Consider the following 23,084-nt stretch of genomic DNA (forward strand, 5'->3'; position numbering starts at 1 on the left):
GTCCCGGAGGACGGCGCCCTTTCGACGCGGCAGACGTCTTACTTGACGGCGGCCTTGAGCTTCGAGCCCGCGGTCACCTTGACGCGCTTGCCCGCGGGGATGGCGATCTCCTCGCCGGTCTGCGGGTTGCGGCCGGTGCGGGCAGCGGTGTCGACCTGCTCGAACGCGATCCAGCCGGGGATCGAGACCTTCGCGCCCTTGGCGACGGACTCGGAGACCGAGGTGAACAGAGCGTCGAGGACGCCCGAGACGGCGGCCTGGCTCTGACCGGTGGCGCTGGCGATGCTCGCGACGAGCTCGGTCTTGGTGATGGTCTTGTCGGCCATGTCATCCTCCAGCGGCGTGAGGACGCCGCGACGTTTCAACGGACCGCAGGCGTTTGCCTCCGGTGGTCTTGCGACCGTGATGAATGTACCAACGCGCCCCGGAATTCCGCGGATTCTCGCGGCTTTCCGCGCGATTCGCCCGGCGTGTCGCCCCTCGGATGTGACGGATGTGACGGAAGTGACGGTTCGGAAGGCGGGAAAAGGAAGAGGGCGGGACTCCCGAAGGAGTCCCGCCCTCTCGCCGAAGCGAGTGCTTACCAGCTCGACTTGGTCACGCCGGGCAGCTCGCCACGGTGCGCCATGTCGCGGAAGCGGACACGCGAGATGCCGAACTTCGTCAGCACGCCACGAGGGCGGCCGTCGATGACATCGCGCGAGCGGAGACGCACGGGCGACGCGTTGCGGGGCAGCTTCTGCAGACCCACGCGAGCGGCCTCGCGCTGCTCGTCCGTCGCGTTCGGGTCGACGAGCTGCTTCTTCAGCTCGAGGCGCTTCGCCGCGTAGCGGTCGACGACGGCCTTGCGCTGCTCGTTGCGAGCGATCTTGCTCTTCTTCGCCATGATTAACGCTCCTCGCGGAAGTCGACGTGCTTGCGCACGACCGGGTCGTACTTCTTCAGCACGAGGCGGTCGGGGTTGTTGCGGCGGTTCTTCTTGGTCACGTACGTGTAGCCCGTGCCCGCGGTCGAACGCAGCTTGATGATGGGACGGACGTCCTGAGCCTTCTTCGCCATTAGAGCTTCACACCCTTCGCGAGCAGGTCCTTCACGACCGATTCGATGCCGCGGACGTCGATCACCTTGATGCCCTTGGCGGAGACGTTCAGCGTGACCTTACGGCCGAGCGACGGAACGTAGTACGTCTTCTTCTGCACGTTCGGGTCGAAGCGGCGCTTCGTCCGTCGGTGCGAGTGCGAGACATTGTGACCGAAGCCGGGTACGGCACCGGTCACCTGGCACACAGCAGCCATGGTTCACTCCTTCACTACCGTGGAGCCGGACGGCTCCACCCAAGATCTCTTGTCTGCGCAGCCGTCACCCACCCGGAGACCGGGCTGTGTACAGGTGGGGCCGCACGAACTGCGCGCAGGAGTGCACGCAGACAAACGTCGATCCTAGCACAGTCGGGCGTGTCGCCCGAATCGGAGCGCCCCGCACGGGACGGGGATTTTGCGACAACCGCCGAAATTGTGGGTGACGGCGGTGACACCGCGCGGAAACACGGCGCTCGTACGGTCGTCCTCGGATGCACGCGAACGATTTCGCTACATCCACGCACAATGCTCCACTCCCCCTCCGAGAAACGAGCACTCGATGCCCACTTCCCCCCGCTCTCCTCACCTCCTCGGCGCCGTCGGCCTGATCGGCGTCCTCGTCCTCACCGGCTGCGGACGCGCCGCCGACGCAGGCGTCGCGGAATCGACAGACACCGTCGACGATTCCGCCGCTCGCGGCGCCGTCTCCCTCTGGGCCCCGGATGGCGACGCGAAGGTCCTGGAGGACGTCCTCGCGCCGTTCCTCGCCGAGAACCCGGATCTCGATCTCGAGATCACGCTCGTGCCCGAGACGGAGTACGAGACGAAGCTGCGCTCCGCCATCGCCGCCGGGACCGGCCCGGACGTCGCTCAGCTCTACCCGGAGACCGAGCCGCAGTTCATCGAGACAGGAGCCTTCGCGCCGGTGCCCGACGGGCTCGTCGACGAGAGCTCCTTCTTCACGGGCGCATGGGAATCCGGCCTGCAGGACGGGGTCGCCTACTCCGTGCCGTGGTACTCGTACACGTACGCCCTCGTCTACCGGGCCGACATCGCGCGCGCGGCTGACGTCGAGGCGCCGGCGACCTGGGACGCCATGGTCCCGTTCCTCGAGGGGCTCCAGAGCGCCGGCGCCGTCCACGGCCTCGGCGCCGACATCGGGTGGGACAAGTACAGCGGCCAGACGCTCGCCCAGTTCCTCTGGCAGGCGGGCGGGGAACTGACCTCGGCCGACGGGTCCGCGTGGACCCTCGACACTCCGGAGATGATCGCGGCGATCGAGTACAACGCCTCGTTCTTCACGTCGGGCACGGCCGACCTCGATGGACCTCAGTTCCTCGATGCCCAGCCCTACTTCGTCCAGGGGAGGACAGCGGCGACGATCACGGGACCGTGGGTCATCGGGCAGCTGGATGAGGTCGCCGGGCAGGAGGGCTGGACAGAGGAGAACGTCGCGACTGCACCGCTCCCTGCGGGCGAGGGCGGATCGACCGGCGCCCTCGCGGGCGGCAGCTGGGGCGTGCTGGCCGACAGCGACGCATCGGACGCCGCCTGGAAGCTCATCCGCCACATGGCAGAGGAGGAGACGCAGCTCGCCCAGTACGCGGCGTACGGCTCGATGCCGGCTGTCGAGGCCGCATGGAGCGACCCGGCGATCGCCGACCAGCCGCTCCTGGACGCGTTCTTCACGCAGCTGCAGGAGGCGAGAACCTATCCCGCCTCGACGACGTGGCCGCAGGTTGCGACCCAGCTCGGCGCGGAGATCGAGCAGGTCGCGAAGGGACGGAAGACCGCCGCGGCGGCCGCCGCCGACATCCAGTCGTTCGCCGACGCCCTCGGCACCGGGGCGGAGTGAGTCGAGCGACATGACCGCCCTCGCCCAAGGGGTGCCGCGCGCGACACGCGGTCGCCGGCGCCGGGCATCCGTCGCATGGATGTTCCTGACTCCGTTCGCCCTGATCTTCCTCGTGTACACGGCCGTGCCGGCGATCGCTGCGCTCGCGATCAGCGTCTCGGATCTGCGCGGGACGGATCTGCGGAACCCGCTGGCCGTGAACCTCGTCGGCCTCGAGAACTACCTGCGACTCTTCGGTGACGAGCGATTCCTGAAGGACCTCGGCAACACCGCCGTCTTCGTGGTCGTCGGCGTGCCGCTCACGATGGTGGCCGCCTTCGCCCTGGCGCTCGCCCTGAACACGGGCATCCGCCGTCTCCGCGGTGTCTTCCGGACCGTCTTCTACGCTCCCGTGGTGACGAACGTCGTCGCGATCGCGCTCATCTGGCAGTACGCGTTCCAGGCGGACGGCACGGTCAACCAGGCTCTCGGATGGCTCGGTTTCGCGGGGCCCGGCTGGCTCACCGAAACGGACCTCGCGATGCCCGTCGTCATCCTGCTCGGTATCTGGCGCAACTTCGGCACAGCCATGGTCCTCTTCCTCGCCGGTCTGCAGGCTGTCCCGGAGGAGGTGCACGAAGCCGCGGCGCTGGACGGAGCCGGATGGTGGGCACGTCTCATCCATGTGACGATGCCCCTGCTCCTCCCGACGACCCTCCTCGTGTCGGTGCTTCTGTCGACCTTCTACCTCCAGGTTTTCGACGAGCCGTATCTGCTCACGGACGGCGGCCCGCTCGGCTCGACGGAGTCCGTTGCGCTGTACACCTACCGCCAGTTCGGATTCGGCGAGTACGGCCTCTCGTCCGCCGCGTCCTTCATCATGCTCGCGCTCGTCGTCCTCGTGAGCGCGGTCCAGTTCCGGATCCTGAGGCCACGCACATGACCGCCACCGCCTTCCGGGTCCGCATCGGACGCCCCCTGCTCTACACGGCCGTCATCGTCGCCGCACTCGCGACGCTGCTCCCCTTCGTCTGGGTGGCCTCGGGGTCGCTGCGGAGCCTGCGGGAGATCCGTCAGAACCCCGGAGCGTGGTTCCCGGCGGAGCCGACCCTCGACAACTTCGCTCGCCTGTTCACCGAGGTCGGCTTCGGGTCGTACATGATCAACAGCATCGTCGTGGCGGCGATCGTGGTCGTCGGCAATGTCGTGGCCGGCACGGCTGCCGGGTACGCGCTGGCCAAGTTCGACTTCCCCGGCAAGCGGATCGCGTTCGGCGCGGTCCTCGCCGCCTTGATGATCCCCGCGACGGCCGTGTTCGTCCCGCAGTTCGTGATCACCGTCAATCTGGGTCTCGTCGACACGCTCGCGGGGATCGCGCTGCCCAGCGTCGCGCTTCCGATCTCGATCTTCATCATGCGCCAATACGCGTCGTCGGTACCCGACGAGCTCATCGAAGCGGCGCGCCTCGACGGGGCGGGAGAGTTCCGCATCTTCGCGCGGATCTTCCTGCCGCTGGCAGGACCGGCCGTGGCGACGATCACGATCATGTCGTTCCTCACGTCGTGGAACAACTTCATCTGGCCGCTCGTGGTCGCCCAGTCATCCGAGACCTACACGCTCCCCGTCGCCCTCGCCGCCACGAGCCGGGCCTCCGCGCACGTCCTCGACTACGGGCTCGTGCTCGCGGGCGCGTTCGTGATCATGCTCCCCGTGCTGGTCCTCTTCCTCCTCCTGCAGCGGCACTTCGTGCAGGGCATCGCCGCGGCGGGCCTCAAATGACGGCGCGTCACGCCGCGATCGCCGGCATCGATCCCCGCGCGCTGCGCCGCGTCAACACGTCAGTGACCCTGCGCACCCTCGCCGTCGCCACCGAACCGCTCAGCATGAGCGCAGTCGCAGAGTCCGCCGGCCTCTCCCGCCGAACCGTCGAGCTGATCCTCCGCGAGCTCGTCTCTGCCGGCTGGGTCGACGAGCTCGAGCGCGTGCCGACGACGGGATCCGCCGGCCGCCCCGCCCGGCGATTCGAGCTCCGCGCCGACCATGCGCTGCTCGCAGCGGCGCGGGTGACGACGCGTGAGGCGTCGGCCGTCGTCGCCGATGCGCGCGGGCGGATCCTCGGCCGCGCGCGCCGCGAACTGCGCGACTACGGCGACCCCGCCGCGACGCTCGACGACGTCGCGCAGCTGGTCAGGGAAGCCGTCGAGCACGCTGGCGCGTCGCCCGCCCGACTCCGCGCCGGGGCGATCGCCTCGGGCGGCGCCATCGACGACGACGGCGTGGTCCGGCGCCTCGTTCACACCGATCGCTGGGCCGGCGTCTCCCTTCCGCACGAGCTCGCGGCCCGGATCGACGTTCCCTGGTTCGCGGACAACGACGCCAACCTCGCGGCCCTGGCGGAGCGCTGGCACGGCGTCGCCCGCGACCACGATGACGTCATCTGGGCGATCCTCGGCGCCCGCACGGGCATCGGCACGCTCATCAGGGGCACGGTGCATCGCGGCTTCCAGGGCGGCGCGGGTGAGCTCATCGAGGCAGGACCACTCCCGTCCGACGCCATCCACGACACGCCCGTCGGGGCGCTGACATCGCCCGACCCCTCGGAACGACGCGCCGCGCTCGCCCTCGTCGCGCGCGCTCGAGAGGGCGACGCCGACGCGCTGGCGCTCGTCGAGGAGTACGCCGAGCACGTCGCAGCCGTCCTGGTCATCCTCTCCTGGACCGTCGCCCCGTCGCTGTTCGTTCTCGGTGGCGGCGCCGAGGACGCTGCCGACATCCTCCTGCCCCTCGTGCGCAGAGCGCTCGAACGAGCCGGTGCCCCCGGCATGGCGCTCCGCGCGACCTCCGTGGGCGCGGACGCGCCGCTGATCGGGGCGCTGCGCTTCGTCCTCGACCGCATGGACGTCGCCCTCTTCGGGCCGGTCATCCGGCTCAGCCCTGCCTCAGCCGACCGCCTCGACAAGGAGACCCCGTGATCCACCTCCCACGCGCAGACGTTCTCATCGTCGGAGGAGGGCTCATGGGCGCCACGGCGGCGCGCCTTCTCCGCGAGCAGGCCCCTTCGGCCCGCATCGCGATGCTCGATGCCGGCGCGCCCATCGGCACCACGCCGGGCGTCCACCTGCACGACATCGCGGACCCTGCCATCTGGGGGCAGTACAACACCCGGGTCCGTTCCGGGATCCAGGGCATGTACACGGGCGCCGAGGTCGTGCGGGCGGTGCCTGACGCCATCGACGCTGTCGCGCCGGGGATGTTCCACACGCTCGCCTTCGGTGAGGAGGCCGAGGCCATGCCCGCGACGGCGATCGCATGGAACGCGGGAGGGATGGGTGTGCACTGGACCGCGGCGACACCCTGGCCGGCGGGATCGGAGGTCTTCGCGGATGACGAAGAGTGGGATGAGGACCTCGCCGCTGCGCAGCGGGTCTTCGGCGTCTGCGCGCCGTCGATCGGCCCGACCGCCCTGGGAATCCGGGTGCTCGAGGTCCTCGACGCGCGGTTCGGAGCGGCCGCCCCGGACAACCGGCGCCCGCAGGCGATGCCGATGGCGGTGCGCCGCGGCGCCGACGGGACTCTGCTGCGGACGAGCCCCTCGACGATCTTCCCTCCCATCGCGGACGGATCCGACGACGCGTTCGCGCTCGCAACCGGAGCACTCGTCACGTCTCTCATCGTGGAGGAGGGTCGTGTCTCCGGCGCGCGCGTGCGCGACATCCGCGACGGAGCCGAGACCGAGGTGCGTGCGGACACGGTGCTCGTCTGCGCTGACGCTCTCCGCACGCCTCAGCTGCTCTACGCATCGGGCATCCGCCCGGAATCCCTCGGGCGGTATCTCAACGAGCACGCGTTCATCGCGTCGCGCGCGCTCCTCGACCTCGAGCGCTTCCGCCTCACCCTCGACGACCTCCCGACCGCCCAGCCGGGGGAGTTCTGCACCGACTCCCTCTGGATCCCCCACAACGGCCCGCGCCAGCCGTTCCATGGCCAGGTCATGAACGTGACCTACGTCGATGACGACGGGCACGCGATCGCGCATTCCGTCGGCGTCTCGCTGTACACCCCCGTCGAGTCCCGACCGGAGAACCGGGTCATCTTCTCCGACACCGAGCACGATCTCGCCGGCATGCCGCGCATGCGCATCGAGTTCGCCTACTCCGACGCCGACCGCGCCCTCATCGATCGGGCGCTCGTCGTCGCTCAGGAGACCGCCGAGGCGTTCGGCGCGATCGACCCCGCCACCGAGCTCGCACACCTCGCCCCCGGCTCCTCGCTGCATCTCACCGGCACCGTGCGCAGCGGCGCGGAGGACGACGGGACGAGCGTGTGCGACCCCGATGGCCGCGTGTGGGGGATCGAGGGACTCTACCTCGCCGGCACGGGCGTCGTGCCCACGGCCGTCGTCGCGAATGCGACCCTCACCGGCGCGATCACGGCCGTGCGCGCCGCCCGCGCCATCGCGCAGCGCCTCGCGCCCGACCACCTTCGAAAGGGAACACCATGACCGATCGTCCTCTGCTGCGCGCCGACCGCGTCGCGCTCAACCCGATCCCGTGGATCAACGTCAAAGCCGATCCTTCCGACCCCGACAGCGAGAGCCTCTGGCTCTTCGCTGACCCGGCCTTCCGCGCCGATTACCCTCGCGTGCTCCGCGCCATCCGGGCGTCGGGATTCGCCGCGACGATGATGGAGGTGCTCGACACGCAGACGCTCTTCGACTACCGGCGGATGGTCGAGGACGCAGGCCTCGCCCTCGCCCCGGGATACGCCAGTGTCGCCCTCCCGGAGGATCACGGCGTGCTGTTCGATCCCGCGTCCGCCGAGGGCGTGCGATGGTTCGACGGCGTGCGGCGACGAGCCGAGGAATCGCTCTTCTTCGGCCTGGACACGATCTTCCTCGCTCCGGAGGTGACCTGGGCGCCGGGCGCGATCCGAACTCGCGACGCCGCAGCGGTCGGCGCGGGATTCCATCCGGGCCGCCTGAGCCGCGTCATCGACGTCATCGGCCGCGCGGCCGAGGTGCTCGCCGCCGAGGGTGTCCGTGCGGGGCTCCACAACCACATCGGCACCTGGATCGAGACCGAAGCCGAGATCGAGCAGGCTCTCGCCGACATCCCCTCCGCGCTCCTCGGCGCCTCGTTCGACATCGGACACCTCGCGTGGGCGGGCATCGACGCGGCCACTCTCATCAGGCGCCATGCCGAACGCGTGATCGATCTGCACGTCAAGGACCTCGATCTCTCGATCGCCGCTGCCACGCGAGGGGAGCCGACGCCGTACCGCACGGCGGTCGACCGCGGCATCTTCCGCGAGCCGGGCCTCGGCGATCTGGACATCGACGGCGCCCTCGCGGCGCTTCCGGAGAGCTGGGACGGCTGGGTGATCGTCGAGGTCGACCGCGCGACCATGGCTCCCGAGGAATCGGCCGCGGCCAGCTGGAAGTGGGTCGCCGCGCGCCTGTGAGGTCCGGGGCCCGGGCGACCGGGCCCCGCCTCCCCCTTGACGCAGCATTTCCAACGTTGGAATACTGGCCACGCGCTCGGAGTCGAGCGCATCCATCACCTCGACGAGGAGGTCTCATGGCCGCATTCCCCCGCCCGCACCGCAGACGACGCGCCGGCATCGCCCTCGCGCTCGCCCTCGCGGTCGCTCTCGCGCCGCTGGTCGCCCCCGGCGGCGCCGAGCCGACCGCCGCGGCGACGTATCCGAATCCCGGTTACGTCACCGGTTCGACCTACACGCACGACCCCGAGGTCGTGAAGAAGCCCGACGGCACCTACCTGCTCGCGCAGACCGGCGACAACATCCCCCTGAAGACCTCGGGCGACCGCACCGCCTGGGCCGACGCGGGCGTCGCCTTCCCCGGCGGCATGCCGTGGGTGCACGGCTACACGAACGGGACGAACACGGTGTGGGCGCCCGACATCACCTATGCCAACGGCAAGTACTACCTCTACTACTCGGCGTCGACCTTCGGCTCCAACAACTCCGCGATCTTCCTCGCGACGAGCACGAGCGGCGCTCCGGGCACCTGGACCAACCAGGGCGCGATCATCTCGTCGACGACGTCGAACGACTGGAACGCGATCGACCCGAACCTCGTGATCGACCACACGGGACGGTGGTGGCTGTCGTTCGGATCCTTCTGGTCGGGCATCAAGATGATCCGCCTCAGCAACGTCTCCGGCCTCCGGCTCGACAGCACGTTCGCGAGCATCGCGGGGCGCGGCGGCGGCGCGATCGAGGCGCCGACCATCCACTACCGCGACGGGTACTACTACCTCTTCGTGTCGTTCGACCGCTGCTGCCAGGGCGCCGCGAGCACGTACCGCGTCATGGTCGGCCGCGCGACGTCGATCACGGGGCCCTATCTCGACCGCAACGGCGTCGCCATGACCGCGGGCGGCGGAACGGAGATCCTCGCGAGCCACGGATCGATCCACGGTCCCGGGCACCAGGCCGTGCTGGCGGACGCGGACGCCGACGTGCTCTTCTACCACTACTACGACGACGCAGGCGCCTCGCGCCTCGGCATCAACCTGCTCGGCTACTCGGGCGGATGGCCCTACGTGTACTGAGCCGCTGAGGCGCGTGCGCCGTCCACGGGCGGCGCACGCGCCTCAGCGCGGCTCGACGGCGCCGCGGCCTGGGCGGAACGCCGACACCGTCGGGTCTCCCGGGATCCAGAAGCGCCACGGGAACGCGCTCGTGCCCGCGAGGCCCGCGACGCCCACGCGCGGCCCCGAGACGAACCCGATCGGATGGTCCCGCAGCTGCAGGCGGGCGGTCGCGCCGGCCTGCAGCTCGCCGGTCACGGCATCGATCCCGTCGTGCACGGGGTAGCGCAGCCCGACGGCGTCGCCCAGGCGACCGGGGCCGCGGGCGAGATCCCGATCCGTGCGCGCGACGCCGCGTTCCTCGCGCCGCCGGCGTGCGACATCCGCACCCCGCACGATCTCCCCCGCGCGCAGGAGGACTCCGCCGGCCTCTCCCTCGGGGCCGCAGACGACGTTGACGCACGAGTGGATGCCGTGACTGAGGTAGACGTAGAGATGGCCGGGCTCGCCCCACATCGTCGCATTGCGGGCGGTGCGCCCCATGCGGGCGTGCGAGCCGGCATCATGGACGTCGCCCGTGCCGAGCCCGTGATACGCCTCGACCTCGGTCAGCCGCACGACGACCTCGTCGCCGTCGATCGTCGTCGTGAGGAGCCCGCCGAGAAGCCGGGGCGCGACCTCGACGGGGAGACCGCGCAGCTCTTCGCGCGTCGCCGCGTGGAGACCGTCGGTCATCCGGTCACCGAGTCCCACGGGCCGACGTCGCACCAGCTGATGCCGAAGCCCGACAGGTTCGAGACCTCCTCGCCGGTCTCGATCTCGATGATGTGGGTCTCGAGCGTCGTCGGCAGCGGCTGCAGGGCGTCGTAGTCGTAGCGGTTCGTCGTGAGATCGGGAGCGACGAGAGCCGCCGCGTACCGGCCGCTCGGCGACACGCACGTCTGGAGCAGGCCATCCGCGCCCGTCGCCTCGAGCAGCGTCCGCGACGCGCCCTCGTCGTCGACGTACGCGACCAGCTGGGCCTCGGGCGTGCCATCCGCCCCGAGCCGGACGAACTCCCGCACGGTCCCTCCGCCGGGCACCGGCAGCACGCGACCCGGCTGCCCGAGGTCGTCTGACGGCTCGACGAGGTCGGTCTCGTCGCCGGTGGTGAGGTCGAGCTGCACGCCGCCGGCGACATCCAGGCGCTCGATGAACGCCGTGTACGTGCCGCGCGTGACGGCGTCGATCGCGAACGCCGTGCCGAGAGCGGTCGGCGACGGATTCTCGGCGGCCGGGTCGTAGACGATGAGGTCGCCCGCGAAGTTGACGAACAGCAGCGCGGAGGAGTCGGGCACGAAGCGCCAGCTCGCGATGCTCGGCTCCTCGTCGCCGACGACCATCGGCTCGGGCTCCGCATCGGGCTCGCGGAGGTCTGCTGTGAAGAGCACGCTCGCCCTCCCCTCGGTCTCGCTCAGCTGCAGGTCGGTGTAGGTGTATCCGACGAGCTCGCCGCGGCTGGAGACCTGGAGGCCGGTGATCGTGCCCTCGCCCGGCAGCGGCATCCTCTCCGCGTGCGAACCGTCGCGGTCGGCGACGTAGAGCGCCGAGGCGTCGTCCTCGCGCACCGAGACGACGAGGTGCTCGCCCGTGACCCGGAAGTCGTCGATCGACGCCGCCGTGTAGACGGGCACCGCCGCGTCGCCCGAGATGTCGCTGCGGAAGATCGTGTCGTCGCCGTCGGCGTCGCGCTGCAGGAGGAAGATCTCCGCGGGCGGCGTGGTGAAGGTCGTCTCGAGCGTCGCCGCCGGCCCGCCGCCCACGCTCTCCGCGCCGTCGATCGTGACCGTGTACTCGGTGTCGTCGTCGAGAGGCACGGTGAACCGCACGCCCACCATGCGCCCGGCCGCGTCGACCGTGAACGGGGTCTCAGGAGAGACGGTCACCTGGGACGCGTCGATGTCGGCGAGGGCCTGGTTCGCGGTGAGGACGACGCGGCTCCCCGAGGCCTGCGTGGCCGCCTCGGCGTCGACCTCGACCGTGCTCACGCGCGGCCCCTGCGTGAGACTCACGGCCGCGCCGCCGCCGGCCAGCACCGCGAGCACGCCGAGCACCGCGAGCATCGCCCCGACGAAGCGGCGAGGCCGCGCGGATGGCGCGGGCTCCGCGGGGCGGGATGGTGCGGGCTCGGATGGCTCGGGCTGGGGCGGCTCGGGGGCTCGCGCGGCCTCGGGGGCTCGCGCGGCCTCGGGGGCTCGCGCGGCCTCGGTCCGCTCGCGCAGCTCCCGGCGGCTGAGAGGACGCCCGCCGTCAGTACTCATACGGATCTTCCGGTGGGTCGACGGCCGTGATGGTCTCGGGCTCGATGGAGAGCGCGCCCGACGCGTCGGCGGCGATCGTGCCGGTGACCTCGATCCACTCGCCGACGGCGAGGCTGGCCGTGCCCTCGGGCACCGACACCGGAACGGAGGCGGGCTGCGCGTCGATCACGCAGTGCGTGATGACGAGGCGCCCGAGGCGGACGCCGTCGGGGCTCTCCTCGTCGGGCGTGACGAAGCCCGTGAGGGTCACCTCCTTGCCCGCATAGGCGTCGGGGTTCGTCGCCGTCGCGAAGACGGTCGACCACTCCCCGATGCCGAACCCGCTCGTGTCGCCGCTCGCGGCCAGGGTGACGGTGTCGGCTCCGGCGAAGAGCGGCGGCGTGCCCGTGTCGCGGTCCATCGCGAGCTCGACCGACAGCGACGCGGGCGGGAGGACGAGCGCCGCGACCGCGACGGCCGATGCCGCCACACCGCCGACCACGACCGCCGCCGCCCCTGCGACGCGCCGCGTCCCCGCGACCCCACGTGCCCCTACGACCCCACGTACCCCGGCGCCCAGCCGCCCCTCTGCATGTCTCACTCCCGGCGGGTATGGCGGTCGGTTTCCCGCGGCGATCGAGACATGCTGATCGGGGTGGTGCCCGTCGGCCGGGCCGTGAACGCGGGCGTGGTGGGCGTGGGCGTGGGCGTGGGCGCCACCGTGATCGTGGGCGCCACTGGGGCCGTGGTCGTGGCCGTGGTCGGCCTCGGCGCCGAGCGGGAGCGCGAACGACCACACCGTGCCCGCGAGCGCGAGCACGGCCATCCCGACCGCGAACCACGTCTGCGCGGGGTTGATGTAGAGCTGCAGCCGGCCGGTGACGGCGAGCCCGATCGTCACGACGGCGAGCACGGACGCGAGGCCCACGCCGAGCCAGCGTGCGCCCGCCTTCCGCACGGCGGCCATCCGATCGTCACGCAACGAGGTTCACCCCGATCCCGATGACGAAGGCCGACAGCAGCACGACCGCCACGATGCCCGCGAGGACGCGCGCCGTGAAGGTCGTGCGCATGAGCGCGAGCATCTTCACGTCGACGATCGGCCCGACGAGCAGGAAGGCGACGAGCGAGCCCGACGAGAACGTCGAGGCGAACGAGAGCGCGAAGAACGAGTCGACGTTCGAGCAGATCGCGACGGTCATCGCGAGGAGGATCATCGCCACGATCGACAGCACGGGGTTCGAGCCGATCGCGATGAGCACGCTGCGGGGGATGAGCACCTGCACGGCTCCCGCGATCGCCGACCCGATGACGAGCGCCGGCATGACCGCGCGCAGCTCGACGACGAACTGGGCAAGGCTGCGCCGCGCGCGGTCGCCCTGCTCGCCCGCGACGACCTCGCACGTGTCACGGAAGCGATCGGTGAGGATGCGCTCCGGGTCGGGATGGCGGCTGTACAGCCATCCGATGAGGTTCGCGATGACGAAGCCGCCGACGAGCCTCGCCACGAGGATGCCGCCGTCCCACCCGAACGCCTGATGCGTCGTCAGGATCACGATCGGGTTGACGATCGGCGCCGCCACGAGGAAGGTCAGGGCGTCGGCCGGGGTGAGCCCGCGCATGAGGAGCCCCCGCGCGAACGGCACATTCCCGCATTCGCATACCGGGATGAGCATGCCGAGGAGCGACAGCACCGCCCGCCGCGCCCAGCCCTGCCGCGGGAGCGCGCGCTCGATCACGTGCGCAGGCACCCACACCTGGACGACGATCGACAGGAGCACGCCGAGCACGACGAACGGGAGCGACTCGATGAGCACGCTCAGCGAGAGCGTGAGGCCGTCCTGCGCGCGCGTGGGCAGCGGCTGTGGGAAGAGCGCGGGCGCGAGCGCGTCGATGAGGAACAGCGCCGCGACGACCGCGAGCCCGGCTCCCAGCCCGATCGCGAGACGGCTCCGGGATGTCGGCGGCTGCGCGGGGCGCTCGCTCGTCGTGACGGATGTCACGCCGAGGCGGCGTCCTTCTCGGCCGCGCACTCGGCGCAGATCCCGAAGATGTCGATCATGTGCTCGGCCTCGCGGAAGCCGTGCTTCGCGGCGGTCTCCTGTGCCCACCGTTCGACCGGCGGGGCCTCGATCTCGACGGCCTTTCCGCAGCGGCGGCAGATCAGGTGGTGATGATGCCCCTGCGAGCATGCGCGGTAGAGCGCCTCGCCGTCCGGGCTCTGCAGCGTGTCGGCCTCGCCCGTGGCCGTGAGCCCGGCGAGCGCACGGTACACCGTCGCGAGCCCGATGCCCGTGTTCTCGTCGCGCAGGGCCGCGTGCAGCGCCTGCGCGCTGACGAATCCCTCGGCGTCGCTGAGGGCGTCGCGCACGCGCTCGCGCTGCCACGTGTTCCGCTGGGCCATACGAGAGATTCTAGGCCGGGCGCCTATGCGATGCTCGGGGCGGCGCTGGGCGCCGACTGAGCATCGCCGGTGCGCAGGGCCCGATCGCGACGCCACGAGATGAGGCGGCACACGCCCCAGATCGCGAAGGAGATCGTCGTGATGTAGGGGCTCACCGGCAGGGTTCCCGCGATCGCGAGGAGGATGCCGCCGACCGCCGAGACGAATCCGAACAGCGCCGACAGGAGCGGCACGGCGAGCGGACCGTGGCTCACCCGCATCGCCGCCGCCGCGGGCGTCACGAGCAGGGCCATGACGAGCAGGGCGCCGATGATGTGCACGGCGACCGCGACGATGAGGCCCAGCAGCAGCATGAACAGGATGCTCACGCGCCGGGTCGGCACGCCGCGCGCCTCGGCCGACTGCGGGTCGAGGGAGTCGAAGCGCAGCGGATTCCAGATGAGCAGCAGGCCCGCGAAGACGATCGCGCTGATGAGGATGAGCCAGCCGAGGTCGGGGCTCGAGACCGAGACGATCTGGCCCGTGAGCAGGCTGAAGCGATTCGCGCTGCGGCCCTCGTAGAGCGACAGGAAGAGGATGCCGATGCCGAGCCCGAAGGGCATGAGCACTCCGACGACGGAGTTGCGGTCGCGCGCCTTCGCACCGAGGGCGCCGATGATGAGCGCGGCCGCCACGGCGCCGAGCAGCGACCCCATCACGACGCTGCCGCCGAAGAGGAGCGCGGCGGCGGCGCCCGCGAACGACAGCTCGCTCACGCCGTGCACGGCGAACGCCATGTCGCGCTGCATGATGAAGACGCCGATCAGCCCGCCCACGATGCCGAGGGCCGCCGCGGCGATGATCGAGTTCGACACGAGCTGCAGCAGGGCGCCGTAGTCGTCGAACGAGAAGACGTCGCTCCACTCGACGCCGGGCAGGATGCGCGGATTCATGCGTGCGCCTCCGCGTCATGGTGGGCGTGATCGTGGTGCTCGTGCGGATGGTGCGGCTCGGCGTCCGGGATCCCCACGACCACGAGGCGGCCGCCCGCGCGCAGCACCTGCACGGGAGCGCCGTAGAGGTCGCTCAGCACCTCGGTGCGGAGCACCTCGTCGGGAGCGCCGAACGTGAAGCGGCCGCCCGCGATGTAGAGGATGCGGTCGACCGAGTCGAGGATCGGGTTCACGTCGTGCGTCACGAACAGCACCGCGGCGCCGTGCTCGGCGCGCTCGCGGTCGATGATCGCCGTCACGGCGCGCTGGTTCGCGAGGTCGAGGCTCGAGAGCGGCTCGTCGCACAGGAGCAGACCCGGCGCGTCGGCGAGCGCCTGCCCCACCCGCAGCCTCTGCTGCTCGCCGCCCGAGAGCGACCCGACCGGATCATCCGCGTACCGCGTCGCGCCGACCGCGTCGAGCAGCGCATCCACGCGCGCGCGGTCGCCGCGCCGCGGGATCGGCAGGCCGAACCGTGAGCCGCTGACGCCGAGCGCGACGAGGTCGCGGGCGCGCAGGCTCGTTCCCGGGGTGAACGGCCGCTGCTGCGGGATGTAGCCGATGCGGCGGTTGCCCCTGCGGACGGGCTTGCCCTCGACGCGGATCGAGCCGGCGCTGAGCTGCCGGAGACCGAGGATCGCGCGCAGGAGCGTGGTCTTGCCGGACCCGCTCGGCCCGAGCACGGCGACGAACTCGCCGGGACGGATGGCGAGGTCGAGCCCCGACCACAGCTCGCGTCCGCGCAGGCGCAGGGCGGCTCCGGAGATCTCGAGGACGGGTTCGGGCATGACCGTCAGCCTAGTCCCGGATTGATAATCGTTCTCCGTGAGAGCGGGAACTCCCCCGCCGCGCATCAGCCCTCGAGAGCGTCGCCCAGGGCGGCGATGTTGTCGGCCATCCACTCGACGTACGTCTGCCCCTCCGGGAGCGTCTCGGCGTACTCGACCACCGGGACCCCCGCGGCCTCGGCCGTCTCGATGATCCGCGACGTCTCCGCACCGCCGGTCTGCGCGTTCGCGACGACCACGTCGACCTCGCCGCCCTCGATCGCCTCAGTCGCGGCGAGGAGCGTCGCGGGCGCGACATCCTGCCCCTCCTCGACCGCCTCCGCGAAGCCGTCGGTCGTGACGTCCTCGAGACCGGCCGCCTCGGCGAGGTAGCCGCCGATGGGCTCCGTGAAGAAGACGTGCGAGCCCGCATGCGCGGTGGAGATCTCATCCAGCGACGCCTCGAGCCCCTCGATGTCGGCGACGAGCGCCTCCTCGGCCGCAGCGATGTCGGATGCGGCGTCGGGGAGGAGCTCCTCGAGCTCGCCCGCGAGATCCTCGACGACGTGCGCGATCGTGTGCGGGTCGTACCAGACGTGCTCGTTGAAGCCCTCGATGTGGTCGTGGCCCTCGTGAGAGGCGCCCTCCTCCTCGGCGTGGTCGTGCTCCTCTTCCGCCTCCGCGGAGTGGTCGTGGCCGTCGCCCTCCTCATGCCCCTCGTTGCCGGGGTAGGCGTGCGAGAACTCGACGGCGGTGAGCACGTGCTCGGTCCCCGCGGCCTCGACGAGCTCCTCCATGAAGTGGTCGTACCCGCCGCCGTTGAGGATGGCGATGTCGGCGCCGTCGACCGCGAGCTGATCGCGCGCAGTGGCCTCGTACGAGTGCGGATCCTGCGTGGGCGAGTCGATGATCGCGGTCACCTCGGCAGCGTCCCCCACGAGCTGCTCGGCGAGCGAGGCGTAGACGCTGGTCGAGGCGACGATCCGGAAGGCGTCGCCGCCGTCGCCCGTCTCACCGCTCGACGCCGTCGCGCAGCCGGCGAGGGCGAGCGCGGGGAGGGCGATGACGGCGGGCAGGGCGAGGCGGCGATCGATCATGACTCCAGACTAAACGAAATGAGAATCGTTCTCGAATCGGATCACCCCTGTCGGCCCTTGAAGCGAGGGTTGAGCTTGTTGATGACGTAGACGCGGCCCCGGCGGCGCACGACCTGCGCCCCCGGCTGATTCTTGAGCGACTTGAGGGATGCGCGGACCTTCATGACGACCTCCGTTAGTGAGAATGGTTCTCACTAAGGTAGCGTGTGCAGACCCGCCTGCCCAACGGAAGGACCACCTCATGCCGCAGATCGACGTCGTCGCCGTGGTCGGCACGTGCCCGCCCGAGCGCCTCCGATACGCGGTCGAGACGGCCGAGCACACGGCGCGCACGGTCATCCCCGATTCGCGTCTCGCCGTCTCGCTCGACCCGGTCGACGAGGCGATCGCCCTCGCGCCGTGGGTGGAGACGCGTGCGGGCGCGGTGATCGAGTTCCCCACGGGCACGCCGACGACCGAGATCATCGGCGAGTTCGCGCATCCGTCGTCGCCGGCCCGCCTCGTCGGCGTCACGTGCGTGGTCGATGCGCCCCACCTGCTCGACGACCTCGGGCGCGACGACTACCTGGCCTATCGGGCGCCCGACGGGGGCAGGACGCTGCGGGCCGCCGCGCTCGCGGCCGTGACGCAGATCGAGTACGCGTCGACCGTCGTCCTCGTGGGCTGGGAGCGCCTCTCGACGCCCGACCTGTCGCTCGCGCTCGCGATCGTGAGCGCACTGAGCCCTCGCTGCCGCCTGCGCCTCCATCCGGCGCCGTCGTCCGCGCCCGAGCTCCACACCGAGTACGCCGCTGTGCAGGAGCGCCCGGGGTGGATCGCCGTGCTCAACGACGGCCATGCACCGCACATGACCGACGCGCGCGTGAGCGCGCTGCGCTACGAGGCGCTGCGCCCGTTCCATCCCGGCCGTCTCGCGGCCCTGCTCGACGGCCCCGTCGACGCGGGCGTCTTCGGCACGGTGCTCCGCTCGGCCGGCTTCTGCCGCCTCGCGACGCGGCCGCACGTCACGGCGCACTGGGAGCACGTCGGGCGGATGCTGTCGTTCCAGCCCCTCGCGACCGACGACGACCTGGGCGTCGATGACGAGCTGCTCGCCGCCGGGCAGGACCTCGCGTTCATCGGCCTCGACCTCGATCGCGCCGGCATCGTCGCCGCCCTCGACGCGGCGTGCCTCACGGACGACGAGTTCGCCGCCGGCCCCGAGGCGTGGGCCGACCTGCCCGACCCGTTCCCCGCGTGGGAGGGTGCCGGCGCGGACTGACGCCGGCGCGCCGTCCCCCCACCCCCCTGTTCAGGTCGCACTTCGCGGCCCGAAACCGCGGTATGCGGACGCCAATTGCGACTCGAGCAGGCACCCCCGCAGCCCCGTGGAGTCACCTCGGCGCCCCGCCGGCCGTCCGTCAGTCGAGCAGGAGCGCCGGCTCCTCGAGCACCGACGCGATGTCGGCGATGAACCGGCTGATCTTGTCGCCGTCGATGATGCGGTGGTCGAACGACCCCGACACGGTCGTCACCCAGCGCGGGCGCACCTCGCCGTCGACGACCCACGGCTTCTGGCGGATGGCCCCCATCGCGACGATGCCGGCCTCGCCCGGGTTGATGATCGGCGTGCCGGCATCCATCCCGAACACCCCGATGTTCGTGATCGTGATCGTGCCGTCCCGCTGGTCCTCGGGCGTCGTCTTGCCCTCGCGCGCCGTGACGGTGAGCCGCTCGAGCGCCTTCGCGAGGTCGCGCATCGACATGCTCTGCGCGTCCTTGATGTTCGGCACGAGGAGGCCGCGCGGGGTCGCCGCGGCGATGCCGAGGTTGACGTAGTGGCGCACGTGGATCTTCGCGCCGTCCTCCTCCTCGACCCACGCCGCGTTGATCATGGGCGTGCGGCGCACCGCCCAGATGACGGCGCGCGCCATGATGAGCAGCGGGGAGACCTTGACGTCGGCGAAGTCGGGCGACGCCTTCAGCCGCTTGACGTACTCCATCGTCCGGCTCGCGTCGACGTCGGTCCACACCGACACGTGCGGCGCCGAGTACGCGGATCCGACCATGGCGTTCGCGGTCGCCTTGCGGACCCCCTTGACCGGGATCGACTCGACGCGGGAGGGATCGGATGTCCAGGGCTGGGCCTCGGGGGCCGCGGGCTCGGCCACGGGGATCTTCTCCTCGCGGACCGGCGACCACTCGGGCGTGGAGATGTTGCGGAACACCGACGCCTGCTCGGCGTGGCGCACGACGTCGTCGCGCGTCACCTCGCCGGCCGGGCCCGTGGCGCGCACCTCCGACAGGTCGACGCCGAGGTCGCGTGCGAGCTTGCGCACGGGCGGCTTCGCGAGCACGCCGGCGGGCTTCGCGGGCGGCGTCTCGGGGCGCTTGCGGCGTCGGCGCGTCGACGCCTCGCCCCCCGATCCGTACCCGACGAGGACCGAGCCGCCGCCCTCCTTCGCGGCAGCGCCATCCGCCGCTCCTCGGGGCTCCTCGGGGGCCGCGTCGTCGGCCTCCGCGATCGTGATGATGGCGGTTCCGACGTCGACCGTCTCGCCCTCCGACACGAGGAGCTCGCCGACGACCCCCGCGTAGGGAGAGGGCAGCTCGACGACCGACTTCGCCGTCTCGATGTCGGCGACGACGTCGTTGACCTGGAGCGCGTCGCCGGGCTTGACGCGCCACGCGACGAGCTCGGCCTCGGTCAGGCCCTCGCCGACGTCGGGGAGGTGGAAGGTCTGCATCCGTCGATCCTCTCAGTACGCGAGCGCGCGGTCCACGGCTTCGAGCACGCGGTCGGCGTCGGGCAGGAAGGCGCCCTCGAGCTTGGCGGGCGGGAAGGGGACGTCGAAACCGGAGACGCGCAGCACGGGCGCCTCGAGCGAGTAGAAGGCGCGCTCCGCGACGGTCGCCGCGATCTCGCTGCCGAGGCTCGTGAACTGCGGCGCCTCCTGCGCGTAGACCATGCGGCCGGTCGCGCTCACGGAGTCGATGATCGGCCCGTAGTCGACGGGCGAGAGCGAGCGCAGGTCGACGACCTCGCAGCTCGTGCCCTCCGCCTCGGCGAGCGCGGCGGCCTGCAGGAGCGTCGTGACCATCGCGCCGTGGCCGACCAGCGTCACGTCGGTGCCGCGCCGCACGATCCGGCTCGCGTGCAGGGGCGCGGGCCGCTCGCTGCGGTCGACCTCGCCCTTGGGCCAATAGCGGCTCTTCGGCTCCATGAAGATCACGGGGTCGTTCGAGCGGATGGCGTCCTGGATCATCCAGTAGGCGTCGTTCGGCGTCGAGGGGCTCACGACCCGCAGACCCGGGGTATGCGTGAAGTACGCCTCGGGGCTCTCCTGGTGGTGCTCGATCGCGCCGATGTGACCGCCGTACGGGATGCGGATGACGACGGGCAGCGACAGGGCGCCCTCGTGCCGGTTCGTGAGCTTCGCGAGCTGCGTCGTGATCTGGTCGAACGCGGGGAACACGAAGCCGTCGAACTGGATCTCGACGACGGGGCGGAAGCCGTTCATCGCGAGGCCGATCGCGGTGCCGACGATGCCCGACTCGGCGAGCGGGGTGTCGAGGACGCGCTGCTCACCGAACTCCGCGAGCAGGCCCTCGGTGATGCGGAACACGCCGCCGAGGCGGCCGATGTCCTCGCCCATCATGAGCACGCGCGGGTCGTCGGCCATCGCCTGGCGCAGGCCGGCGTTGAGGGCCTTCGCGAAGGTCAGGGTCTCGAGGGTCATGCGCGTCCCTCCTCGAACGAGGCCTCGTAGTCGGCGAGCCAGCGGCTCTGCTCGTCCATGAGGGGGTGCGGATCGGCGTAGACGTGCGCGAACATGTCCGCGGGCACGGGCGCCGGCAGCTCGACCGTGCGCTTGCGCACGTCGGCAGCGAGGTCGGCGCCCTCGGCATCGACCTCGGCGAAGAAGGCCTCGGATGCCCCGCGCGCGAGGAGGTACGCGCGCATGCGGGCGATCGGGTCGCGCTGCGCCCAGGCGGCCTCCTCGTCCTCCGTGCGGTACTTCGTGGGGTCGTCGCTCGTCGTATGCGCGCCGCGGCGGTAGGTGACCGCCTCGATCGCACGCGGCCCGGGCGTCGAGCGCGCCTCGTCGAGCGCCATACGCGTCGCGGCGTAGCTCGCGAGCACGTCGTTGCCGTCGATCCGGACCGAGCCGATGCCGTAGCCGGCCGCGCGCGCGGCGAACGGCGCGCTGGCCTGGGTCGCGACCGGAACCGAGATCGCCCACTGGTTGTTCTGCAGGAAGAAGACGGTCGGGCTCTTGTACGAGGCGGCGAACACCATCGCCTCGTGCACGTCGCCCTCGCTCGATGCGCCGTCGCCGTAGTAGACGATCACGGCCTCGTCCTTCTCGGGGTCGCCCGATCCGGTCTTGCCGTCGAAGTTCAGGCCCATCCCGAAGCCGGTCGCGTGCAGCGTCTGCGAGCCGAGCACGAGCGTGTAGATGTGCGTGTTGCCGTTGCGCTCCTCCCACGGGTTCCACCCGCCGTGCGTGAGGCCGCGCATGAGCTTGATGATGTCGATCGGGTCGACGCCGCGGATGCGCGCCACGACGTGCTCGCGATACGACGGGAAGACGTGGTCATGGGGGCGCGTCGCGCGCGCGGACCCGACCTGTGCGGCCTCCTGCCCGAACGACGGCGGCCACAGGGCGAGCTGCCCCTGCCGCTGCAGGAGCGTCGCCTGCTGGTCGAATGCGCGGATGACGGCCATGTCGCGGTAGAACTGCTCGAGATCGGCGTCGCCGAGCGCTTCGATCACGGGCAGGTACCGCTCCGCCGCGGGGGACGGCGCGAAGGTCCCGTCCGGGGCCAGGACGCGAACCGTCTCCGGATCGGTCAGGAAGTCTGACGAAGTCACTTCTCCACGCTAATCGCCCTGCGGCGGTCGGGCGGGGGAACACGGCGGACAACGGATCGCCGATTTCGTGGTCCGCACCCCACAGTCGTATGCGTCGCGGCGGATGCGCGGACGATCAGGAGGCCGGCGCGACGGCCGCGGCGACCTCGAGGATGCGCTCGACGGCCTCGGGCTCGCCGACCGAGATCCGGATGCCCTCGGGGAACGGCCGCACGATGATGCCGGCCTCCTCGAACGCGTCTGCGACCGCCTGATCCGCTCCGTCCAGCCACACGAAGTTCCCCTCGGCGGCCGGCACGCGCCATCCGATCTCGCGCAGCCGCGCGGCGAGACCGTCGCGCCGGGCGACGATCTCGGCGACGCGCGCCTCGAGCTCGTCGGCCGCGTCGAGGCTCGCGAGCGCCGCCTCCTCGGCGTGCGCGGTCACCGACAGCGGGATGGCCGTGCTGCGGGCGGCGTCCAGCACGCGCGGGTGCCCGATCGCGTAGCCCACGCGGAGCGCCGCCAGCCCGTAGGCCTTCGAGAAGGTGCGCAGGACGACGACGTTCGGGTGCGCTTCGAAGACGCGCTCGGCGAGCCCGTCGACGCGCGCCGCGTCGGTCACGAACTCGGCGTAGGCCTCGTCGAGGAGCACGAGGACGTCGGCGGGGACCCGCGCGATGAACGCCGCGAACTCGGCCGCCGTGATGATCGGCCCGGTGGGGTTGTTCGGCGTGCAGAGCAGGATGACGCGCGTGCGATCGGTGACGGCGGCCGCCATCGCGTCGAGATCGTGGCGCCCGTCGGGCAGCAGCGGCACCTGCACGCCCGTCGCGCCCGCGACGAGGACGAGGCTCGGGTACGCCTCGAACGATCGCCACGCGTAGACGACCTCGTCGCCCGCCCCCGCGGCGGCCTGGATGAACGCGGCGAGCAGCGACACGCTGCCCGCCCCGACGATGACGCCGTCGGCCGTGACGCCGCAGCGCTCGGCCAGCTTCTCGCGCAGGCGGGCGGCCGTGGCGTCGGGGTAGCGGTTCAGCGCCGACGCCCCGTGGACGGCCTCGACGACGCTCGGAAGCGGGTCGAATGGGTTCTCGTTGCTCGAGACCTTGAACCCGCCGACGCCCGCGGCCTTGCCCTGGCGATACGGCGGGAGGGCCGCGATCTCGGGACGGATGCGCGGGAGGACGGGCTCTGGCGTGGTCACGGGTCGATTCTAGGGACCGCCGCCGGATGGCCAGCGCGGATGCAGACGGCGGTGG

Annotated in this window: 25 protein-coding genes; 8 read left to right on the forward strand and 17 right to left on the reverse strand. The window is 71.4% G+C overall.

Annotated elements, in window-relative coordinates; translation table 11 throughout:
- Positions 1 to 38: 38 nt before the first annotated feature.
- The 4 genes from ACOWU6_RS03665 to rpmB all read right to left on the reverse strand — a co-directional run bounded on the left by ACOWU6_RS03665 (position 39) and on the right by rpmB (position 1,295).
- Entirely contained in the window at positions 39 to 326 is a 288-nt protein-coding gene (locus ACOWU6_RS03665) for an HU family DNA-binding protein (RefSeq protein WP_271172653.1), read from the reverse strand.
- A 254-nt stretch (positions 327 to 580) separates the two neighbouring features.
- The gene (gene rpsN / locus ACOWU6_RS03670) at positions 581 to 886 is read right to left on the reverse strand and encodes a 30S ribosomal protein S14 (protein ID WP_271172652.1); all 306 of its coding nucleotides are present in this window, start codon (positions 884 to 886) and stop codon (positions 581 to 583) included.
- A gap of 2 nt (positions 887 to 888) precedes the next feature.
- The gene (rpmG, locus tag ACOWU6_RS03675) at positions 889 to 1,059 is read right to left on the reverse strand and encodes a 50S ribosomal protein L33 (protein WP_155049151.1); all 171 of its coding nucleotides are present in this window, start codon (positions 1,057 to 1,059) and stop codon (positions 889 to 891) included.
- On the reverse strand, positions 1,059 to 1,295 hold the full coding sequence (gene rpmB / locus ACOWU6_RS03680; protein WP_271172651.1) for a 50S ribosomal protein L28: 237 nt from the start codon (positions 1,293 to 1,295) through the stop codon (positions 1,059 to 1,061). The genes rpmG and rpmB overlap by 1 nt, the downstream gene beginning before the upstream one ends.
- Positions 1,296 to 1,638: 343 nt before the next feature.
- Between rpmB and ACOWU6_RS03685 the strand changes: the two genes are divergently transcribed.
- The 7 genes from ACOWU6_RS03685 (at position 1,639) to ACOWU6_RS03715 (ending at position 9,488) form a co-directional block, all read left to right on the forward strand.
- The gene (locus ACOWU6_RS03685) at positions 1,639 to 2,934 is read left to right on the forward strand and encodes an extracellular solute-binding protein (RefSeq protein WP_421074751.1); all 1,296 of its coding nucleotides are present in this window, start codon (positions 1,639 to 1,641) and stop codon (positions 2,932 to 2,934) included.
- Between the two features lie 10 nt (positions 2,935 to 2,944).
- Positions 2,945 to 3,856 (forward strand): carbohydrate ABC transporter permease, encoded by a 912-nt coding sequence (locus ACOWU6_RS03690; RefSeq protein WP_421074752.1) that lies wholly within the window; start codon positions 2,945 to 2,947, stop codon positions 3,854 to 3,856.
- Positions 3,853 to 4,692, forward strand: coding sequence for a carbohydrate ABC transporter permease (locus ACOWU6_RS03695; protein ID WP_421074753.1), 840 nt, complete (start codon positions 3,853 to 3,855; stop codon positions 4,690 to 4,692). Before ACOWU6_RS03690 ends, ACOWU6_RS03695 begins: the two co-directional genes overlap by 4 nt.
- Positions 4,693 to 4,796: 104 nt before the next feature.
- A complete protein-coding gene (locus tag ACOWU6_RS03700; protein WP_421074754.1) occupies positions 4,797 to 5,885 on the forward strand; it encodes an ROK family protein in 1,089 nt (362 codons plus the stop codon).
- Positions 5,882 to 7,414 carry a GMC oxidoreductase gene (locus ACOWU6_RS03705; RefSeq protein WP_421074755.1) on the forward strand — a complete coding sequence of 511 codons (1,533 nt, stop codon included), beginning with the start codon at positions 5,882 to 5,884 and terminating at the stop codon, positions 7,412 to 7,414. Before ACOWU6_RS03700 ends, ACOWU6_RS03705 begins: the two co-directional genes overlap by 4 nt.
- On the forward strand, positions 7,411 to 8,373 hold the full coding sequence (locus tag ACOWU6_RS03710) for a sugar phosphate isomerase/epimerase family protein (protein ID WP_421074756.1): 963 nt from the start codon (positions 7,411 to 7,413) through the stop codon (positions 8,371 to 8,373). The genes ACOWU6_RS03705 and ACOWU6_RS03710 overlap by 4 nt, the downstream gene beginning before the upstream one ends.
- A gap of 116 nt (positions 8,374 to 8,489) precedes the next feature.
- Positions 8,490 to 9,488: an arabinan endo-1,5-alpha-L-arabinosidase gene (locus ACOWU6_RS03715; RefSeq protein ID WP_421074757.1), complete on the forward strand. Its 999-nt coding sequence runs from the start codon at positions 8,490 to 8,492 to the stop codon at positions 9,486 to 9,488.
- A 42-nt stretch (positions 9,489 to 9,530) separates the two neighbouring features.
- Here the strand turns inward: ACOWU6_RS03715 and ACOWU6_RS03720 are convergent, their stop codons facing one another.
- The 9 genes from ACOWU6_RS03720 to ykgO all read right to left on the reverse strand — a co-directional run bounded on the left by ACOWU6_RS03720 (position 9,531) and on the right by ykgO (position 17,149).
- The gene (locus ACOWU6_RS03720) at positions 9,531 to 10,202 is read right to left on the reverse strand and encodes a DNA-3-methyladenine glycosylase (protein ID WP_421074758.1); all 672 of its coding nucleotides are present in this window, start codon (positions 10,200 to 10,202) and stop codon (positions 9,531 to 9,533) included.
- Positions 10,199 to 11,767 carry a hypothetical protein gene (locus ACOWU6_RS03725; RefSeq protein ID WP_421074759.1) on the reverse strand — a complete coding sequence of 523 codons (1,569 nt, stop codon included), beginning with the start codon at positions 11,765 to 11,767 and terminating at the stop codon, positions 10,199 to 10,201. The genes ACOWU6_RS03720 and ACOWU6_RS03725 overlap by 4 nt, the downstream gene beginning before the upstream one ends.
- Entirely contained in the window at positions 11,757 to 12,713 is a 957-nt protein-coding gene (locus ACOWU6_RS03730) for a TIGR03943 family putative permease subunit (protein ID WP_421074760.1), read from the reverse strand. The genes ACOWU6_RS03725 and ACOWU6_RS03730 overlap by 11 nt, the downstream gene beginning before the upstream one ends.
- 7 nt (positions 12,714 to 12,720) lie before the next feature.
- Positions 12,721 to 13,749 carry a permease gene (locus tag ACOWU6_RS03735; RefSeq protein ID WP_421074761.1) on the reverse strand — a complete coding sequence of 343 codons (1,029 nt, stop codon included), beginning with the start codon at positions 13,747 to 13,749 and terminating at the stop codon, positions 12,721 to 12,723.
- The gene (locus ACOWU6_RS03740; protein WP_271172639.1) at positions 13,746 to 14,150 is read right to left on the reverse strand and encodes a Fur family transcriptional regulator; all 405 of its coding nucleotides are present in this window, start codon (positions 14,148 to 14,150) and stop codon (positions 13,746 to 13,748) included. Before ACOWU6_RS03740 ends, ACOWU6_RS03735 begins: the two co-directional genes overlap by 4 nt.
- A gap of 23 nt (positions 14,151 to 14,173) precedes the next feature.
- The gene (locus tag ACOWU6_RS03745; RefSeq protein WP_421074762.1) at positions 14,174 to 15,082 is read right to left on the reverse strand and encodes a metal ABC transporter permease; all 909 of its coding nucleotides are present in this window, start codon (positions 15,080 to 15,082) and stop codon (positions 14,174 to 14,176) included.
- Positions 15,079 to 15,909: a metal ABC transporter ATP-binding protein gene (locus ACOWU6_RS03750; RefSeq protein WP_421074763.1), complete on the reverse strand. Its 831-nt coding sequence runs from the start codon at positions 15,907 to 15,909 to the stop codon at positions 15,079 to 15,081. The genes ACOWU6_RS03745 and ACOWU6_RS03750 overlap by 4 nt, the downstream gene beginning before the upstream one ends.
- 65 nt (positions 15,910 to 15,974) lie before the next feature.
- Positions 15,975 to 16,985 carry a metal ABC transporter solute-binding protein, Zn/Mn family gene (locus tag ACOWU6_RS03755; protein WP_421074764.1) on the reverse strand — a complete coding sequence of 337 codons (1,011 nt, stop codon included), beginning with the start codon at positions 16,983 to 16,985 and terminating at the stop codon, positions 15,975 to 15,977.
- Positions 16,986 to 17,026: 41 nt separating this feature from the next.
- On the reverse strand, positions 17,027 to 17,149 hold the full coding sequence (gene ykgO, locus ACOWU6_RS03760) for a type B 50S ribosomal protein L36 (protein WP_067949122.1): 123 nt from the start codon (positions 17,147 to 17,149) through the stop codon (positions 17,027 to 17,029).
- Positions 17,150 to 17,226: 77 nt separating this feature from the next.
- On the opposite strand from ykgO, the gene ACOWU6_RS03765 reads away from it, so the two are divergent.
- On the forward strand, positions 17,227 to 18,246 hold the full coding sequence (locus ACOWU6_RS03765) for a GTP-binding protein (protein WP_421074765.1): 1,020 nt from the start codon (positions 17,227 to 17,229) through the stop codon (positions 18,244 to 18,246).
- A 139-nt stretch (positions 18,247 to 18,385) separates the two neighbouring features.
- Here ACOWU6_RS03765 and ACOWU6_RS03770 read toward each other — a convergent pair whose 3' ends face one another.
- The 4 genes from ACOWU6_RS03770 to ACOWU6_RS03785 all read right to left on the reverse strand — a co-directional run bounded on the left by ACOWU6_RS03770 (position 18,386) and on the right by ACOWU6_RS03785 (position 23,029).
- Complete coding sequence (locus ACOWU6_RS03770; protein WP_421074766.1) at positions 18,386 to 19,711, reverse strand: dihydrolipoamide acetyltransferase family protein; 1,326 nt, start codon at positions 19,709 to 19,711, stop codon at positions 18,386 to 18,388.
- Positions 19,712 to 19,723: 12 nt separating this feature from the next.
- Positions 19,724 to 20,704, reverse strand: coding sequence for an alpha-ketoacid dehydrogenase subunit beta (locus ACOWU6_RS03775; RefSeq protein WP_271172633.1), 981 nt, complete (start codon positions 20,702 to 20,704; stop codon positions 19,724 to 19,726).
- Complete coding sequence (locus tag ACOWU6_RS03780; RefSeq protein ID WP_421074767.1) at positions 20,701 to 21,840, reverse strand: thiamine pyrophosphate-dependent enzyme; 1,140 nt, start codon at positions 21,838 to 21,840, stop codon at positions 20,701 to 20,703. Before ACOWU6_RS03780 ends, ACOWU6_RS03775 begins: the two co-directional genes overlap by 4 nt.
- 115 nt (positions 21,841 to 21,955) lie before the next feature.
- Positions 21,956 to 23,029, reverse strand: coding sequence for a histidinol-phosphate transaminase (locus ACOWU6_RS03785; protein WP_421074768.1), 1,074 nt, complete (start codon positions 23,027 to 23,029; stop codon positions 21,956 to 21,958).
- Between the last annotated feature and the right edge of the window lie 55 nt (positions 23,030 to 23,084).

The organism is Microbacterium sp. SA156 (assembly GCF_049065455.1).
Lineage (GTDB): Bacteria > Actinomycetota > Actinomycetes > Actinomycetales > Microbacteriaceae > Microbacterium > Microbacterium barkeri.

Excerpts from the sequence above, each read along its gene's own strand:
- rpmG (WP_155049151.1), bottom strand. The coding sequence starts at position 1,059 with ATGGCGAAGAAGGCTCAGGACGTCCGTCCCATCATCAAGCTGCGTTCG.
- ACOWU6_RS03765 (WP_421074765.1), top strand. The coding sequence starts at position 17,227 with ATGCCGCAGATCGACGTCGTCGCCGTGGTCGGCACGTGCCCGCCCGAG.
- ACOWU6_RS03725 (WP_421074759.1), bottom strand. The coding sequence starts at position 11,767 with ATGAGTACTGACGGCGGGCGTCCTCTCAGCCGCCGGGAGCTGCGCGAG.
- ACOWU6_RS03770 (WP_421074766.1), bottom strand. The coding sequence starts at position 19,711 with ATGCAGACCTTCCACCTCCCCGACGTCGGCGAGGGCCTGACCGAGGCC.
- ACOWU6_RS03695 (WP_421074753.1), top strand. The coding sequence starts at position 3,853 with ATGACCGCCACCGCCTTCCGGGTCCGCATCGGACGCCCCCTGCTCTAC.
- ACOWU6_RS03745 (WP_421074762.1), bottom strand. The coding sequence starts at position 15,082 with ATGAATCCGCGCATCCTGCCCGGCGTCGAGTGGAGCGACGTCTTCTCG.
- ACOWU6_RS03710 (WP_421074756.1), top strand. The coding sequence starts at position 7,411 with ATGACCGATCGTCCTCTGCTGCGCGCCGACCGCGTCGCGCTCAACCCG.
- ACOWU6_RS03700 (WP_421074754.1), top strand. The coding sequence starts at position 4,797 with ATGAGCGCAGTCGCAGAGTCCGCCGGCCTCTCCCGCCGAACCGTCGAG.
- ACOWU6_RS03740 (WP_271172639.1), bottom strand. The coding sequence starts at position 14,150 with ATGGCCCAGCGGAACACGTGGCAGCGCGAGCGCGTGCGCGACGCCCTC.
- ACOWU6_RS03755 (WP_421074764.1), bottom strand. The coding sequence starts at position 16,985 with ATGATCGATCGCCGCCTCGCCCTGCCCGCCGTCATCGCCCTCCCCGCG.
- ACOWU6_RS03690 (WP_421074752.1), top strand. The coding sequence starts at position 2,945 with ATGACCGCCCTCGCCCAAGGGGTGCCGCGCGCGACACGCGGTCGCCGG.
- rpsN (WP_271172652.1), bottom strand. The coding sequence starts at position 886 with ATGGCGAAGAAGAGCAAGATCGCTCGCAACGAGCAGCGCAAGGCCGTC.
- ACOWU6_RS03775 (WP_271172633.1), bottom strand. The coding sequence starts at position 20,704 with ATGACCCTCGAGACCCTGACCTTCGCGAAGGCCCTCAACGCCGGCCTG.
- ACOWU6_RS03665 (WP_271172653.1), bottom strand. The coding sequence starts at position 326 with ATGGCCGACAAGACCATCACCAAGACCGAGCTCGTCGCGAGCATCGCC.
- ACOWU6_RS03730 (WP_421074760.1), bottom strand. The coding sequence starts at position 12,713 with ATGGCCGCCGTGCGGAAGGCGGGCGCACGCTGGCTCGGCGTGGGCCTC.
- ACOWU6_RS03715 (WP_421074757.1), top strand. The coding sequence starts at position 8,490 with ATGGCCGCATTCCCCCGCCCGCACCGCAGACGACGCGCCGGCATCGCC.
- ACOWU6_RS03685 (WP_421074751.1), top strand. The coding sequence starts at position 1,639 with ATGCCCACTTCCCCCCGCTCTCCTCACCTCCTCGGCGCCGTCGGCCTG.
- ACOWU6_RS03720 (WP_421074758.1), bottom strand. The coding sequence starts at position 10,202 with ATGACCGACGGTCTCCACGCGGCGACGCGCGAAGAGCTGCGCGGTCTC.
- ykgO (WP_067949122.1), bottom strand. The coding sequence starts at position 17,149 with ATGAAGGTCCGCGCATCCCTCAAGTCGCTCAAGAATCAGCCGGGGGCG.
- rpmB (WP_271172651.1), bottom strand. The coding sequence starts at position 1,295 with ATGGCTGCTGTGTGCCAGGTGACCGGTGCCGTACCCGGCTTCGGTCAC.
- ACOWU6_RS03750 (WP_421074763.1), bottom strand. The coding sequence starts at position 15,909 with ATGCCCGAACCCGTCCTCGAGATCTCCGGAGCCGCCCTGCGCCTGCGC.